13 protein-coding genes are annotated in these 14,178 nt (G+C 67.4%); 7 read left to right on the forward strand and 6 right to left on the reverse strand.

Annotated elements, in window-relative coordinates:
- Positions 1–96: 96 nt before the first annotated feature.
- From IXW21_RS11700 to IXW21_RS11715, 4 genes are all read left to right on the forward strand, one after another.
- Positions 97–1,059, forward strand: a complete 963-nt coding sequence (locus IXW21_RS11700) for a LacI family DNA-binding transcriptional regulator (protein WP_194764428.1) — start codon at positions 97–99, stop codon at positions 1,057–1,059.
- Positions 1,060–1,205: 146 nt separating this feature from the next.
- Positions 1,206–2,249: an ABC transporter substrate-binding protein gene (locus tag IXW21_RS11705; RefSeq protein WP_194764429.1), complete on the forward strand. Its 1,044-nt coding sequence runs from the start codon at positions 1,206–1,208 to the stop codon at positions 2,247–2,249.
- Positions 2,222–3,334: an iron chelate uptake ABC transporter family permease subunit gene (locus tag IXW21_RS11710; protein WP_194764506.1), complete on the forward strand. Its 1,113-nt coding sequence runs from the start codon at positions 2,222–2,224 to the stop codon at positions 3,332–3,334. The genes IXW21_RS11705 and IXW21_RS11710 overlap by 28 nt, the downstream gene beginning before the upstream one ends.
- Positions 3,331–4,095: an ABC transporter ATP-binding protein gene (locus IXW21_RS11715; RefSeq protein WP_194764430.1), complete on the forward strand. Its 765-nt coding sequence runs from the start codon at positions 3,331–3,333 to the stop codon at positions 4,093–4,095. The genes IXW21_RS11710 and IXW21_RS11715 overlap by 4 nt, the downstream gene beginning before the upstream one ends.
- A gap of 5 nt (positions 4,096–4,100) precedes the next feature.
- On the opposite strand, the gene IXW21_RS11720 is transcribed toward IXW21_RS11715, so the two are convergent.
- Positions 4,101–4,529, reverse strand: coding sequence for a MerR family transcriptional regulator (locus tag IXW21_RS11720; RefSeq protein WP_194764431.1), 429 nt, complete (start codon positions 4,527–4,529; stop codon positions 4,101–4,103).
- A gap of 116 nt (positions 4,530–4,645) precedes the next feature.
- Here IXW21_RS11720 and IXW21_RS11725 point away from each other — a divergent pair, with 116 nt between their 5' ends.
- On the forward strand, positions 4,646–5,371 hold the full coding sequence (locus IXW21_RS11725; protein ID WP_194764432.1) for an SDR family oxidoreductase: 726 nt from the start codon (positions 4,646–4,648) through the stop codon (positions 5,369–5,371).
- Positions 5,372–5,396: 25 nt separating this feature from the next.
- On the opposite strand, the gene IXW21_RS11730 is transcribed toward IXW21_RS11725, so the two are convergent.
- The 4 genes from IXW21_RS11730 to IXW21_RS11745 form a co-directional block, all read right to left on the reverse strand.
- Complete coding sequence (locus IXW21_RS11730; protein WP_194764433.1) at positions 5,397–6,386, reverse strand: SRPBCC family protein; 990 nt, start codon at positions 6,384–6,386, stop codon at positions 5,397–5,399.
- Positions 6,383–6,628, reverse strand: coding sequence for a hypothetical protein (locus tag IXW21_RS11735; RefSeq protein ID WP_194764434.1), 246 nt, complete (start codon positions 6,626–6,628; stop codon positions 6,383–6,385). Before IXW21_RS11735 ends, IXW21_RS11730 begins: the two co-directional genes overlap by 4 nt.
- An 84-nt stretch (positions 6,629–6,712) precedes the next feature.
- The gene (locus IXW21_RS11740) at positions 6,713–7,723 is read right to left on the reverse strand and encodes a hypothetical protein (RefSeq protein ID WP_194764435.1); all 1,011 of its coding nucleotides are present in this window, start codon (positions 7,721–7,723) and stop codon (positions 6,713–6,715) included.
- 7 nt (positions 7,724–7,730) lie between these two features.
- Positions 7,731–9,560, reverse strand: coding sequence for a substrate-binding and vWA domain-containing protein (locus IXW21_RS11745; protein ID WP_194764436.1), 1,830 nt, complete (start codon positions 9,558–9,560; stop codon positions 7,731–7,733).
- A gap of 108 nt (positions 9,561–9,668) precedes the next feature.
- Between IXW21_RS11745 and fdhD the strand changes: the two genes are divergently transcribed.
- Positions 9,669–10,559, forward strand: a complete 891-nt coding sequence (gene fdhD, locus IXW21_RS11750; RefSeq protein ID WP_194764437.1) for a formate dehydrogenase accessory sulfurtransferase FdhD — start codon at positions 9,669–9,671, stop codon at positions 10,557–10,559.
- Complete coding sequence (locus IXW21_RS11755; protein ID WP_228528452.1) at positions 10,549–12,903, forward strand: FdhF/YdeP family oxidoreductase; 2,355 nt, start codon at positions 10,549–10,551, stop codon at positions 12,901–12,903. Before fdhD ends, IXW21_RS11755 begins: the two co-directional genes overlap by 11 nt.
- A 56-nt stretch (positions 12,904–12,959) precedes the next feature.
- Here the strand turns inward: IXW21_RS11755 and IXW21_RS11760 are convergent, their stop codons facing one another.
- Entirely contained in the window at positions 12,960–13,778 is an 819-nt protein-coding gene (locus IXW21_RS11760) for a shikimate 5-dehydrogenase (RefSeq protein WP_194764438.1), read from the reverse strand.
- Positions 13,779–14,178: the final 400 nt, after the last annotated feature.

The following is a 14,178-nucleotide window of genomic DNA, read 5'->3' on the forward strand; positions in this document are numbered from 1 at the left end:
CATGAAAATCAGTGTGCAGCTTTTGTACAAACTTGTCAAGCCGTTTTACATCGAGGGTGAGGATCGTAGGATTGCCTGCGAGGGTGGGAGATCGACATGGCAGCGACGCTGACGGACGTGGCACGACGAGCAGGCGTCTCGATCGCGACCGCCTCCCGCGCGTTCGGAGAGCCGGATCGTCTCGCGCCGCACACCCTCGGTCGCGTCCTCGAAGCCGCGGGGGAGCTCGGCTACTCCACCCCGCAGTCAGCCACCGCCACCCGCACGTTCGGGGTCGTCGTGCCCGACGTGTCGAACCCTGTGTACGCCACGCTGCTCAAGGCGATCCAGGGTCAGGCATGGCATGGTCGCCACCGCATCGTGCTGTTCGACGCCGATGAAGACCTGCGCCGTGAGCGCGAGCAGATCGAGCAGGCCCGCAAGCTCGACGGGATGCTGCTGTGCAGCCCTCGTCTTCCCGATGTCGACGTGCTCGAACTCGTCGGCGACACCCCCTACGTCGTGGTGAACCGCCAGATCGACGGCGCCCCCTGCGTGCTGATGGACACCGAGCACGGGCCGGCGCAGGCGATCGAGCACCTCGCAGCCCTCGGCCACACGCGCATCGCCTACGCCGCCGGCCCTCGAGGATCGTGGGCCGACGTGCGCCGAGCAGACACCGTCGCCCGCGCGTGCGAGCGCCACGGCATCCGTCTCACCGGCCTCAGCCACCATGCCGCATCCATCCAGGGCGGCCGCGCCGCCGCCGCCCCGGCAGCAGCGAGCGGTGCCACGGCCGTGATCGCCTACAACGACCTCGTCGCGCTCGGACTCGAGGCAGGCCTGCTCGAGCTCGGCAAGCGCTGCCCCGCCGACATCAGCATCGTGGGCATCGACGACATCGATCTGGCCGGCGCGGTCACGCCAGCACTCACGACGGTGCGGATGCCGATCGAACGCAGCGGTGCGCTCGCTGTGGATCTCCTGCTGCAGGCGATGAACGGCTCGGCGATCGACGACGTCGTGACGCTGGGGTCTCAGCTGATCGTGCGCGCCTCGACCGCTGCTCCTTCCGCCTGATCTCCGACGGGCCGACAGCGACGCCCCGGGCGCTCATCGCCCGAGCTCCACCGCGGCGATGGGCATTCGTCTGGGCGGACCCTGGATTCGCATGATGACTCAGGTAAGGCTACCCTTATCGAGTCCCCCCGAATGAAGGAGTCGTTGTGCAGCAGCGTGCCGTGTTCACTCTCGTCCTCGCCGCGGCGCTCACGGTCGGACTCGCAGGATGCGGCGCCTCGGAGGCGGTCGAGCCGGAAGCGACCGCTGCATCGGGGGAGGGAGCGACGATCTACCCTCTCACCATCGACAACTGCGGCGTCGAGGTGACCGTCGACGCTGCGCCGCAACGAGTCGTCTCACTCGATCAGAACTCGACCGAGATCCTTCTGTCTCTGGGTCTCGAGGATCGCCTGGTGGGCACTGCGTCATGGACCGATCCCGTGCTCGACTCCCTCGCGGATGCGAACGCCGATGTTCCGCGACTCGCGGACAATGCGCCGACCTACGAGGTCGCGTTGGGCGCCGATCCGGACTTCGTCACCGCCTCTTTCGGTCGACATTTCGCGGAGGGCGGCGTCGCGACGCGAGAGCGGTTCGCTGAGACGGATGTCTCCACCTACCTTTCGCCTACGGACTGCGACAACGGGACCAGCATCAACGGAGGCGGAACACGCACGACACCGCTCACGATCGATGCTCTCTATGCGGAGATCGCGGAGTTGGGCGAGATCTTCGACGTCTCGAACCGCGCCGACGAACTCATCGCCGACCTGCAGGCGCGTGCCGAGGCGGCGACCACGGGGGTCGATTTCGAGGGCGCCTCGGTGGCCTTCTGGTTCGCAGACACGAAGACGCCGTACGTCGCGGGCGGTCTCGGTTCTGCCGCACTCCTGGCTTCGATGACCGGGCTCGACAATGTGTTCACGGACCTCGATGATGACTGGCCCGCGACCACATGGGAGGAAGTCGCCGATCGCGATCCGCAGATCTTCATCCTCGGCGATCTCCAGCGGGACCGTTTTCCCGGGGACCGCCTGGATGACAAGGTGGCTTTCCTCGAGTCCGACCCGTTGACGAAGACCATCGATGCGGTCGGGCATCAGCGCTACATCGCACTGCACGGGGCGGAGCTGAACCCGTCCATCAGGTTCGTCGACGGCCTCGAGAAGATCAAGGCGTGGTGGGTCGAGCACGAGGGCGAGCTCTGACCCCCACCGCACTGAGGGGCTCTGCCGAACATTCGTCGAGCGGAGCCTCCCAGCGCCCACCACGCGTCCGTCGCCTCGGAACCTCGAGTGCGCTCGTCTTCGCCGGACTTCTCGTGCTCCTCCTCTCGGTCGGGGTGGCGATCACGTTGGGCCCCGCCGACATCCTGATCGTCAACGTGCGCGACATCGTGGCGAATCACCTCGGCCTCGCCGACATCCCCGTGAAGGCATCGAAAGACGCGATCGTGTGGGAGGAGCGTCTGCCACGGGCATTCGTCGCGGCGGCATGCGGTGCAGGGCTCGGGATCTGCGGGGTCATCATGCAGTCGCTTCTGCGGAACCCTCTCGCCGACCCGTTCATCCTCGGAATATCGTCAGGCGCCTCGACCGGCGCTGTCGCCATCGGGATCCTGGGGCTCGGCGGCGCGACGATCGGCTTGTCGGGGGGAGCTTTTCTCGGAGCGCTCGTCGCGTTCGGGCTCGTCCTGTTGCTCGCCCGCTTGTCCGGCGGCGGAAATGACCGCGTCGTGCTCGCGGGGGTGGCAAGCACACAGCTGTTCTCGGCCCTGACCTCGTTGATCATCTTCGCCTTCGCCGATTCGGATGAGACACGAGGTGTGATGTTCTGGCTGCTCGGATCGCTGGAGGGGGTGCGCTGGGACGATGCAGCGCTGTCAGCGACCGTGGTCGCAGCGGGCTCCCTCCTTTGCCTCCGCTACGCCCGCACGCTCGACGCATTCACCTTCGGTGATGACGTCGCAGCCTCACTCGGCATCCATGTGACACGAACTCGGGCCGTCCTGCTCGTGACGACTGCTCTCATCACCGCGACCCTGGTGAGCATCGCAGGCGCGATCGGCTTCGTCGGCCTCGTGCTCCCGCACGCCGCACGGCTGATCGCCGGTGCTCGACACTCGCGTCTGATCCCGGCTACCGCGATCATCGGAGCCATCTTCATGGTTTGGGTCGATGCCGGTTCACGGGTCGCGTTCTCCCCGACACCGCTCCCGGTCGGGGTCGGGACAGCGCTCGTGGGCGTCCCGGTGTTCATCGCCCTGCTGGCACGGAGAAGAAGACGCCCATGACTCTCCGAGCCGAGAACGTGTCGTGGAACCGTGGCGGAACCCTCGTCGTCGACGGGGTGACTCTGCACCCGGAAGCCGGGCAGACCGTCGGCCTGCTCGGACCGAACGGCTCGGGCAAGTCGTCGCTCCTGAGATTGCTGCACGGCCTCGTGCGGCCGACCGCCGGACTCGTCACACTCGACGGGGTCGACCTCACCGACGTTCCGAGGCGACGCATCGCGAGATCGGTGGCGTCGGTGACGCAGCACGCCGACACCGACGTGGACATCACCGTTCGCGATGTCGCTCGTCTGGGTCGCATCCCGCACCGCTCGGCACTGGGAAGCGCCACCCACGCCGATGAGGCAGCGGTGGATCGAGCACTCGCGCACGTCGGGCTGATGCAGCAGGCTGATCGGCTCTGGCACACCCTTTCAGGAGGAGAACGCCAACGCGCGCAGATCGCCCGCGCCCTGGCGCAGGAACCTGCCGAACTGCTTCTCGACGAGCCGACGAACCACCTCGACATCCGGCACCAGCTCGAGCTGCTCGACCTGGTGTGCGCATTGCCGATCACCACTGTCATCGCCATTCACGACCTCAATCTCGCGGCGATGTACTGCGACACCATCGTCGTGCTGCGCGAGGGGCGCGTGGTGACCGCAGGAACGCCGCTCGAGGTGCTGACGGCAGAGTTGATCCGGGAGGTCTATGAGGTCGCGGCCGACGTCGAACTCGGTGTCGGAGGACGCCCCGCCATCACGTACCGACGACAGAGGTGATGCAGTCACACCCGCTCGGGCGTGGCTGCCGGCCCCTCGATGGTGACGTGTGGTTCCCACGCCGGGTGCCGGAGGGCCGGGCAGTGCTCCGGGGTGGGGTTGTGGGCGATGTCGATGATGAGATCCAGGGCATCGCGGGCGGCCGTGAGCCCCTCGATGGCGCCGGTGATGCGATCGCGTTCCGCCGCCAGCAGGGCGAAGGCCTCCGGGGAACCGTGTCCGGTGTCGACGCAGGGCAACAGCTGCGCGATCGTGCGGCTCGGCACTCCCGCGGTGAAGAACTGCTGAACGAGTCGGACGCGCTCCACGGCCGACGCGGCATACTCGCGCTGTCCGCTGGGCGTGCGCTCCGAGGCGAGCAGCCCCTGCTCTTCGTAATAGCGGAGCGCCCTCGTGCTGACCCCTGCCTGACGTGCGACCTCGCCGATCCGCATCCGTTCCTCCGTGTTCGTGTCTCGGACTTGACCTTGACGTCAACGTCAGGTTCTAGCGTAGCGGTGTCGGCCCGATCGGGCCGGAGAGCGCAGAATCCCAACGAAGCAAGGAACCCATGAACGTCACCGACCAGATCGCCCTCGTGACCGGAGCAAACCGCGGAATCGGCCGCCAGTTCGTGCTCGAACTGCTCGAACGCGGTGCCCGAACCGTGTACGCGACCGCGCGTCGCACTGACACGCTCGACTTCGACGACCGGCGCGCGGTGCCGGTCCGGCTCGATCTGCTCGACCACGACTCGATCGTCGAGGCGGCCGGCGTGGCACAGGACGTGACTGTCGTCGTGAACAACGCGGGGATATCCACGGGTGCGGGCCTGGTGACCGGCGACCTGCCGGAGCTCCGCCGCGAGATGGACACCCACTACTGGGGCACCCTCGACGTGATCCGCGAGTTCGCTCCCATCCTCTCTGCGAACGGCGGCGGCGCGGTCGTGAACGTGCTGTCGGCGCTGTCGTGGTTCGCGTCTCCGGGTGCCGGAGGGTATGCCGCCGCGAAGGCTGCGGCATGGAACATGACCAACGGGGTTCGGCTGGAGCTCGCAGGTCAGGGAACCCTCGTGCAGGGCGTGCATCTCGGTGCCGCCGACACGGATCTCATGGCGAACTACGACGGGCCCAAGATCGATCCTCGCGACGTGGCCCGTCGGTCACTCGACGGCCTCGCGGCCGGTTCGATCGAGGTGATCGTCGACGACTGGAGCGCGATGGTGAAGGCATCGCTCGCGGGGGACCCCGCCGTGTTCTACGCCAAGATGACGGAACTGCTCGGCGCTGCCTGAGGCTGCGCCCTCAATGACTTCGTCCTCAGCGGAATGCTCGGCTGATCGCGCCGCCGGTCTGGAACAGTGTGATCCACACGATGAACTTCTGGATCGGACGCAGCGGCAGTCCCGCCACCCTTCGCCAACCGGTTCGGCGAGACCATGACGTGGTGATCGAGACCTGAGTACCGCCGCTGGTGTGCGCCAGGCTGAACTCGTAAAGAGCCGGATTGCTCCGAGGAGCATCGGGGTAGGCGAAGCTCCAGGCGATCCGCTCAGGTCCGTGCGCCGCGACGAGTTCGATTCTGCGGCGACGGAACTTCGGCTTGACCTTCACCGGCTTTCCGTCCGGACGTCGTTCGCGTGCGAAGCCCGTCCACACCCCACTGACGGCGGCATCCTGTCGTGCATTCTCGATCGAGCCGACGCTCATCTCCCAGTGGGGGATGTTCGTCGGCTCGGCGAGGTAGTCCCACACTCGCGCGATCGGCGCAGGAACGAATGTCTCCGTCGACCCTGAGATCCGCCCCCTCATCGCTGCAGCGGCAGGCGTGGTCGCGGGCGTTGACGAGTCGGGAGCGTCGAGCTGCGCGAGCAGCGCAGCGGGGGTGGTGCCCAGGCGTTCGAGTATGTCAGCGATCATGCCGCTCGGCTCGGCCACAAGTTCTCGGAGCACCGCGGCGGCGTCGCCCGCCTTGTCTTTGTCGGCCGAGCGAGCGATGAGGTCAGAAGCGCGCTTGCTCCACTCGTACCCGTCGGTCTCTTGGAACACGATGCGCCCGGCCTCGGGAAACGATGCCTCGATGCCGAGGGATGCCAGTTGAGCCGCGTGCTGCTCTTCGACAGCGCGACGGGCGGCGTCGAGGTCGATGCCGATGTCGCGCAGTGCCCGGCCTGCGGCTTTATCGTTGATCACGAGGGCGAGGAACAGGTGCTCGATGTCGGCGGTGCGAAGCCCGAGTCGGGATGCTTCTTCCATGGCGGCAAGAGACAGAGACTGGCTCGTCTGAGCGACGCGAACGAACTTGCTCATGAGTTCCTCCTTGAGATCGGAATGGTGGGGTCCACTCGCTTCGAGTGCTTCTTGTGAACGGCCTGTCGGGTCACTCCGAGTGCGTCGGCGATCTCCTGCCAGTTCATGCCTGAGCGCAGAGCAGCCTCGACCTGCCGAAGCTCCAGGGTGTCTGCGAGCACGCGCAACGATGCGACTGCCCGCAAGCCGGTTCTCGGGTCGCTGGTGTCCGCTGCCACCGCTGCGATCTGCGAGGATTCCATGTTGTCAACCTAGGTTGCTACGAACAGATCTGTCAACCTTGGTTGCTGATGCGGGGGAGCGAGACTGCGCTGGAGGAGCGGTGTCTACCCGCCGGAGCTCTGCTTGAACTGACGCTCCCAGTCGCGCAACTCGCTGCGACCGATGAGCGAGTCGAGCGACACCTGGAACAGCAATCCCGTACGGGCGTTGACCTGCTTGATGTTGTCGACGATCTGGGTGGTCACGGCGGCGAGGGCTTCCCGCACCTCGGCGATGCGCTCGTCCGGGGCGTCCCAGAGATCCGGCCGGGTGAGCAGATCGAGCAGGTAGTCGCGATCGAGCGCGGCGACGAGGCGAGCGAGCTTGTCGGAGTACTCGGCTTCGGCGAGCACGCTCTGATCCTGACCCGCCTTGGCGTTCAGTCGGATGAACAGCTGCTCGACGTGCGACGCGAGGGCGTCGATGCCCGCGGCGGTCTCGGACGCGACCGGGCTGCCCGGCACCGCGGCGTAGTCGGCGCGGAGTTCGCGCAGACGGTTCACTCGCAGACGGATGCCGGCGGGCACCGGATCCGTCGAAACCGCCAGCTTGCGTCGGCGACGCCGCATGAGGAGGCCGAACGCGGTGAGGGCAGCCGCGATCACGACGACACCCCCGATGACCGCAGGCATCAGCGGATCTGCGCCACCTGCCCCTGAAGTTCCACCCGACGACGCCGGCGTCTCCGCCGAGATCTCCGTCACGGTCTCGACGAGTGCGGCCTGCAGGTCTCCAGCGGATGCGTTCTCATTCTCGTTCGCGATCCGCAACGCGACGTCGCTGTCGATCACCGTCGAGTCGGCCTGCAGATCGTCGCCGACAGCGAGGATGACGGTCTTCTGCGGAGCGCGCTCGGTGATCCGATCGAGCAGTTCGAGGTCGTAGACCGTGCCGAGATCGGCATCCGCCGGGAGCACGACGACGGCGATCGAGCCGTCGCCCGGGATCACACCGCTGAGCGCACTCTGCAGGTCCGATGCGTCCGGCGCCTTCGGCGAGACGTAGAGGTCGCCCGACTGCAGTGCAGTGACGGCAGCGTCGATCCAGTCCGAGTTCGACGAGCTGAAGGAGAGCATCCGATCCTCAGAAGTTGTTGATGACGGATGCGAACACGAGGTCGATCCGCTCGGCGTCGGAAGCGTCGAACAGCTGACCGCCGGTCACGTCGGCGATGCGCTGCAGCGCCGACGTGTCTGCGCCCTCTCCATACGCGATCGGGAATATACGTACTGGGGCGTCGTCGCCGCCCTCCTTGGTGCTCTTGCCGATCTTCGCGATGAGCGAGTCGAGCGACGTGGCGGAATCGGTGTCCTCGCCGTCGGAGAGCAGCACGATCGCGTTGATGCGGCCCGGCTCGGCGCGCTCGCTCATGGCCTCGTACGCCAGCAGGATCGAGTCGTAGAGGGGGGTGCCGTTGCGCTGTGCGTAGCGCAGGTCATCGAGCGACGAATCGAGCTTCTCGCCGTCGGAGCCGAGCGCGCTCACGTCGCGGAGCACCTGGATGCCCTCGCCCTCGTCGGACGAGATGCCGGTGGTGAACGCCCACACCCCGATCTCGTCGGTGGAGCGGAAGTGGTCGAGAGTCGTCTGTGCGCCTTCGATCGCCCCGTCGAGACGCGAACGCCCGTCGCCGATCGGGTCGTCCATGGATCCCGAGATGTCGATCAGCTCGAGCACGGACGAGGGCTTGCGCACCTGCGTCCACTGGTCGATGGCCGTGGAGATCACGTCGACGTCGGGCTTCGGAAGCGTCACCGCGGGTTGCGCCGGGTCGACGCCGAACTTCGCCGTGAACAGGTCGCCCAGGGGCACCGAGTCGTCGAGCGGGCGGAAGCCGTAGTCGGGCAGGATCTTCTGCGCCGCGGTGGTCTGCACGAAGGCGGCGAACGCCTCGCCGGCGGTGCGCTGCTCGGCCGTGACCCAGTCGGCGCCGAGCACGGTGATCGGGTTGTCCGACCACATCGACCCGCCCTCGGGGTAGACCGCGACGAGCTTGGTCTTGGGCGGGGTCAGGGTCTCACCGGGCTGCACCGTGTGCGAGTCGGGGTTGCCCTGGTTGTAGTTGAGTAGCGAGGTCTCCTCCAGCGCGACGGCCGAGACGTAGGCCGAGCCGTTCGAGCCGTTCTGGGTCTCGTCGTAGAGCGTCGAGAGCACGTTGCCGGTGGTGTCGCCGTAGTGGATGACGCACTCCTCGAACACGCGGGAGAAGTCTGCCGATGCCTCGACGTCGGCGGAGGTGAGCCCCTCGGCCTTGCCGGTCGCCTCGTACGACTGCATGAGGATCGTCGAGAGTCCTGTGGTCGACGTGTTCGGGTTGGTCTTCGAGATCTTGAACGCGCCCCAGATGTCCTTGCCGACGCTGCCCCAACCCGCGGGGTCCTGGCACAGGGCCTCGAGGTCGGTGATGCTGATGGGGGTGTTCGGCCAGCCGAGAGCAGTGGCCATCGGCTCGGGCATCCCGAACACCACGGGCGTGCGGGTGAACGACTTCGGATCGCCGACGAGACCCGGCGATGCGGCGGCGGCGACGCGGTCGGTCCAGACGGTGGATGCCGGAGACCACAGCGTCGGCCACAGCGACTGATCGTCACTCGGCCAGTCCTCACCCGAGGTCAGGAAGCGAGTCGCGTTGCCGGAGGACACGTTCGTCGGACGCACGGTCGCGCAGGTCTCGAGCCCCTCGTGCTCGGGCGAGTCCTTGAATGCCTTGGCGAGCTCGTCGAGCATGTTGACCTTCTCCGACGAGGTCGCGACGGTGATGTGCGTGCATCCGTCGTCGGGGAATCCCTGCGATCCGTCGGTCGACGTGCCCTCGTCGCCGCCGCCGCCCGTGCAGGCGGACAGTGCCAGGGCCGCGATCGCCGTCATGGCGAGGGCGGCGGGGATGCGTCGTGCGGTGCGAGGCGCGCTCATGCGCCCAGGCTACCGAGGTATGGCGTGCGCGAACACGTATCGGTCCGATCTTGTGACCCGCTCTGTGCGGCGACCGGCTCGATCGCGCCGCGGAGTACGCTCGCTCATGTGGGGCGGATCACGACGAGGAGACCGGTACTGAAGCTCACCCTCGGCGAGGGTGCGAGTCGGCGAGCCGACACGCTCGCGGTCGAGGAGCCGCTCGAGATCAGGGTCGCGGGCTCGCCGCTCGCGGTCACGATGCGCACTCCGGGGCACGACGTCGAGCTGGCGGCCGGGTTCTTGGTGTCCGAGGGGATCATCGCGCGCACTGCCGACTTCCACTCGGCGATCCACTGCGGCGGCCCGGGCACCGGTGGGCAGGAGAACACCTACAACGTGCTCGACATCAGCCTCGCGCAGGGAGTCGCGCTTCCCGACCCCGAGGCCGCTCGACGCTTCTACACGACCAGCTCCTGCGGTGTCTGCGGCAAGGCCAGCATCGATGCCGTGCGCACCGTGTCGCAGCATCCGGTCCTCGACGACGACGTCGAGGTCGGCCCGGAGCAGATCGCATCGTTCCCCGATCGGCTGCGCGCCGAGCAGGCGGCGTTCGACAAGACCGGTGGACTGCACGCGGCGGCGCTGTTCGACGCAGACACCGGTGAGATGCTCGTGCTGCGCGAAGACGTCGGCCGCCACAACGCGGTCGACAAGGCCGTGGGGTGGGCGCTGCTGAACGACAGACTGCCGCTGCGCCGGCAGATCCTGCAGGTCTCCGGACGGGCGAGCTTCGAGCTGGTGCAGAAGGCGGCGATGGCCGGCATCCCCATGCTCAGTGCCGTCTCGGCTCCGTCATCGCTCGCCGCCGAGCTCGCCGACGAGTCGGGGGTGACGCTCGTCGGGTTCGTCCGCGGGCGGTCGATGAACATCTACACGCACGCGCACCGGGTGCGGCTGGATGCCGGAGCAGCAGGTGCGGCCGAACCCGCCGCGGAAGGAGCGAGCCATGCTCGATAGTCGGGGAACCTCCGGGACGGCCTTCGGACTCATGCCGGTCGAACCGCGGCAGGGAGGGTACGGCCCGCGCACCGACCGAGCCTGGTCGCGCACGCCGTACCGCCACCCCGCCGCAGGATGGGGAGCCGCCGTGTCGGTGGGGCGGGTGGTGCTCGAGCAGCGCCAGCCGATCGCCGGTCCGCTCGCGATGCTGCAGATGAACCACCCCGTCTCGGGTTACGACTGCCCCGGATGCGCGTGGCCCGACGATCCGGGCAACCTGAAGCTCGACATCTGCGAGAACGGCATCAAGCACGTCACGTGGGAGATGACGCGCAAGCGCGTGGACCGCCGTTTCTTCGCCGAGCACACGGTCGCCGAGCTCGCCGCGTGGCCCGACTTCGAGCTCGAAGACCAGGGGCGCCTGACCGAGCCGATGGCCTATGACGCGGCCACCGACCATTACGTGCCGATCTCGTGGGACGACGCGTTCGCGCTGGTCGGTGACGAGCTGCGGAGCCTCGACAGCCCCGACGAGGCCGCCTTCTACACCTCGGGACGGCTCAGCAACGAGGCCACGTTCCTGTACCAGCTGATGGTGCGGGAGTACGGCACGAACAATCTGCCGGACTGCTCGAACATGTGCCACGAGGCATCGGGCCGGGCGCTCAAGGCGTCGATCGCCACGGGCAAGGGCACCGTCGACATGCACGACTGGAACGACTGCGACGCCCTCTTCGTGCTCGGCGTGAATGCGGCATCCAACGCTCCGCGCATGCTCACGGCGTTGGCGGATGCCGTGAAGCGCGGAGCCCAGGTGGTGCACGTCAATCCTCTCGTCGAGGCCGGGGCCACCCGCACGATCGTGCCGCACGACTTCGTCGACATGGCACGCTTCACGGCGACCGGCACGAGCACGATGAACCTGCAGGTGCGCCCCGGTGGCGACCTCGCGCTGATCCGCGGCATGTCGAAGGTCGTGTTCGAGGCCGCGGCCGATGACCCCTCCGTGCTCGACTCCGAGTTCCTCTCGTCGCTGACGAACGGTGCCGAGGCATACCGTGCGCTGGTGGAGGCCACGACGTGGGCCGACCTCGTCACGCAGTCGGGACTGACCGAGGAGCAGATCCGCGCGGCCGCGGCCGTGTACCTCGCGTCGGAGCGCACGATCATCAGCTGGTGCCTCGGCGTGAGTCAGCACGAGCACGGCGTCGACACGGTGCGCGAGATCGTCAACCTTCTTCTTCTGCGCGGCAACATCGGCCGACAGGGCGCCGGACCCTCACCGATCCGCGGCCACAGCAACGTGCAGGGCAACCGCACCTGCGGCATCGACCACCGGCCGACGGAAGCCTGGCTCGACCGCCTCGCCGAGGTCTGCCGCATCGATCCGCCCCGGCATCCCGGTCTCGACACCGTGCGCACGATCGAGGCGATGCACGACGGCCGGGTCAAGGTGTTCGTCGGCATGGGTGGCAACTTCGTGCTCGCCGCCCCCGACACCCCATTCACCGCGCAGGGTCTCGAGAAGTGCCGTCTCACGGTGCAGGTGAGCACGAAGCTCAACCGCAGTCACCTCGTGCACGGCGAGAAGGCGCTGATCCTGCCCTGCCTCGGCCGCACGGAGCGTGACCAGCAGGCACAGGGGCCGCAGGGTGTCACGGTCGAGGATGCGATGAGCATGGTGCACCTCTCGGTGGGGCGCAAGCAACCGGCATCCGCGTACCTGAAGTCGGAGCCCGCGATCATCGCGGGTCTGGCGAAGGCGACGCTCCCTGACACGCAGACCCCGTGGGACCGGTACGTCGGCGACTACGACACGATCCGCGATGTGATGGCGAAGGTCCTGCCGGGGTTCGAGGGGTTCAACGAGCTCATCAGGGACACGCACGAATTCCGCATCCCGCAGCCGGCGAGACAGCGCGTGTTCGAGACGCCGTCGCGGCGCGCGGAGTTCTCGCTCGCGGCTCTGCCGAACGTCATCCCCGAGTCCGCCGACACCCTGGTGCTGCAGACCGTGCGTTCGCACGACCAGTGGAACACCACGATCTACTCGAACGACGACCGCTACCGCGGAGTGAAGAATCTGCGCGAGCTCGTGTTCCTGCACGAGGATGACATGCGCGACCGCGGACTCGTCGAGGGCGATCTGGTCGACATCGTGTCGACGTCGAAGGACGGGACGACGCGGATGCTGCGCGCCTTCCGCGCGGTTCCCTACGACCTGCCGCGCGGCAGTGCCGCCGGCTACATGCCCGAGATGAACGTGCTGATCGGTCGCAAGGACTTCAGCGCGCAGAGCGATCAGCCGCTGATGAAGAGCATCCAGGTGACTGTCGCGCGCTCAGCCCGATCGGGAGCGTGAGGCGATCCGCGGCCGTGTTCACCGGCCGAGCCGATCGATTCATACGGGCGTGGTGGCTACTGCGCCCGCATGAACTCCTCAGCGGCGGCGACCTGCTCGGGGGTCGGGCGGACGCCGGTGTACAGCACGAACTGCTCGAGCGCCTGCAGCGTCGCGACCTCGGCACCGGTGATCACGGTCTTGCCCGCCGAGCGGCCCGCCGCGATCAGCGGGGTCTCGGCGGGAAGGGCCACGACGTCGAATACGACGGATGCCGCGGCAATCTGCGTGTCTGAGAACGACAGCGCATGCTCTTCGGCTCCGCCGGCCATGCCGATCGGCGTGATGTTGACGATGATGTCGGCGGTGATGGCCTCCGCATCCGCCGTCCATTCGAAGCCGTAGAGTTCGGCGAGGCCGCGACCGCGCTCTTCGTTGCGCGCTGCGATCGTGACCCGCGAGAAGCCGGCGTCGCGGAAGGCCGCAGCGGTGGCCTTCGCCATCCCGCCCGAGCCGCGCAGCAGCACGGATGCCGTGGCATCCAGAGCGTTCCGCTCGATCAGCTCGGCGATCGCGCTGTAGTCGGTGTTGTACGCGGTGAGCACGCCGTCGTCGTTCACGATCGTGTTGACCGACTCGATGGCCGTGGCAGAGGCGTCCATGTGGTCGACGAGCGCAATGACGTCCTCTTTGTACGGCATCGAGACCGCGCATCCGCGGATCCCGAGCCCTCGCACACCCGCGATGGCCTGCGACAGATCGGTCGGGGCAAACGCCTTGTAGATCCAGTTCAGGCCGAGTTCCTCGTAGAGGAAGTTGTGGAACCGGGTGCCGTTGTTGCTGGGCCTCGCCGACAGCGAGATGCACAGGGTCATGTCCTTGTTGAGCATGGTCACGGCTCCAGGGTACTCGCGGAGTGCGCGGATCCTCCCGACCTCAGAATCCGCTGACACCCGTAGCGTGATCGCGATGACTCCCATAGTGTGGTGAGTGCATGCACAGGGGATTGATCGTCTCCGTCCACCCCAGACGACGGGCTGCCTTCCCCAGAGGCAAAGGCGATCCGTGCATGCGATTGGGCCCTCTCGAGTGGTTCTGTCCCCAACGGGCCGCTCGAGAGGGCCGCTGTCTGCACGGACTTCCAAACTTTTTTTGCCTTTTGTCCCCCAAATGGGGGACAAAAGGTCTGCGGAGGGGTTACGCTGGTATCTGACGCACCCTCCGGTCGTCTTCGGCCCTCATCGCTCCCCCCGCGGTGAGGGCCACACCATTTCTCGGGCCGTCCACGATGTCGTG

This window comes from Microbacterium sp. UFMG61 (assembly GCF_015354505.1).
Classification (GTDB): Bacteria; Actinomycetota; Actinomycetes; order Actinomycetales; family Microbacteriaceae; genus Microbacterium.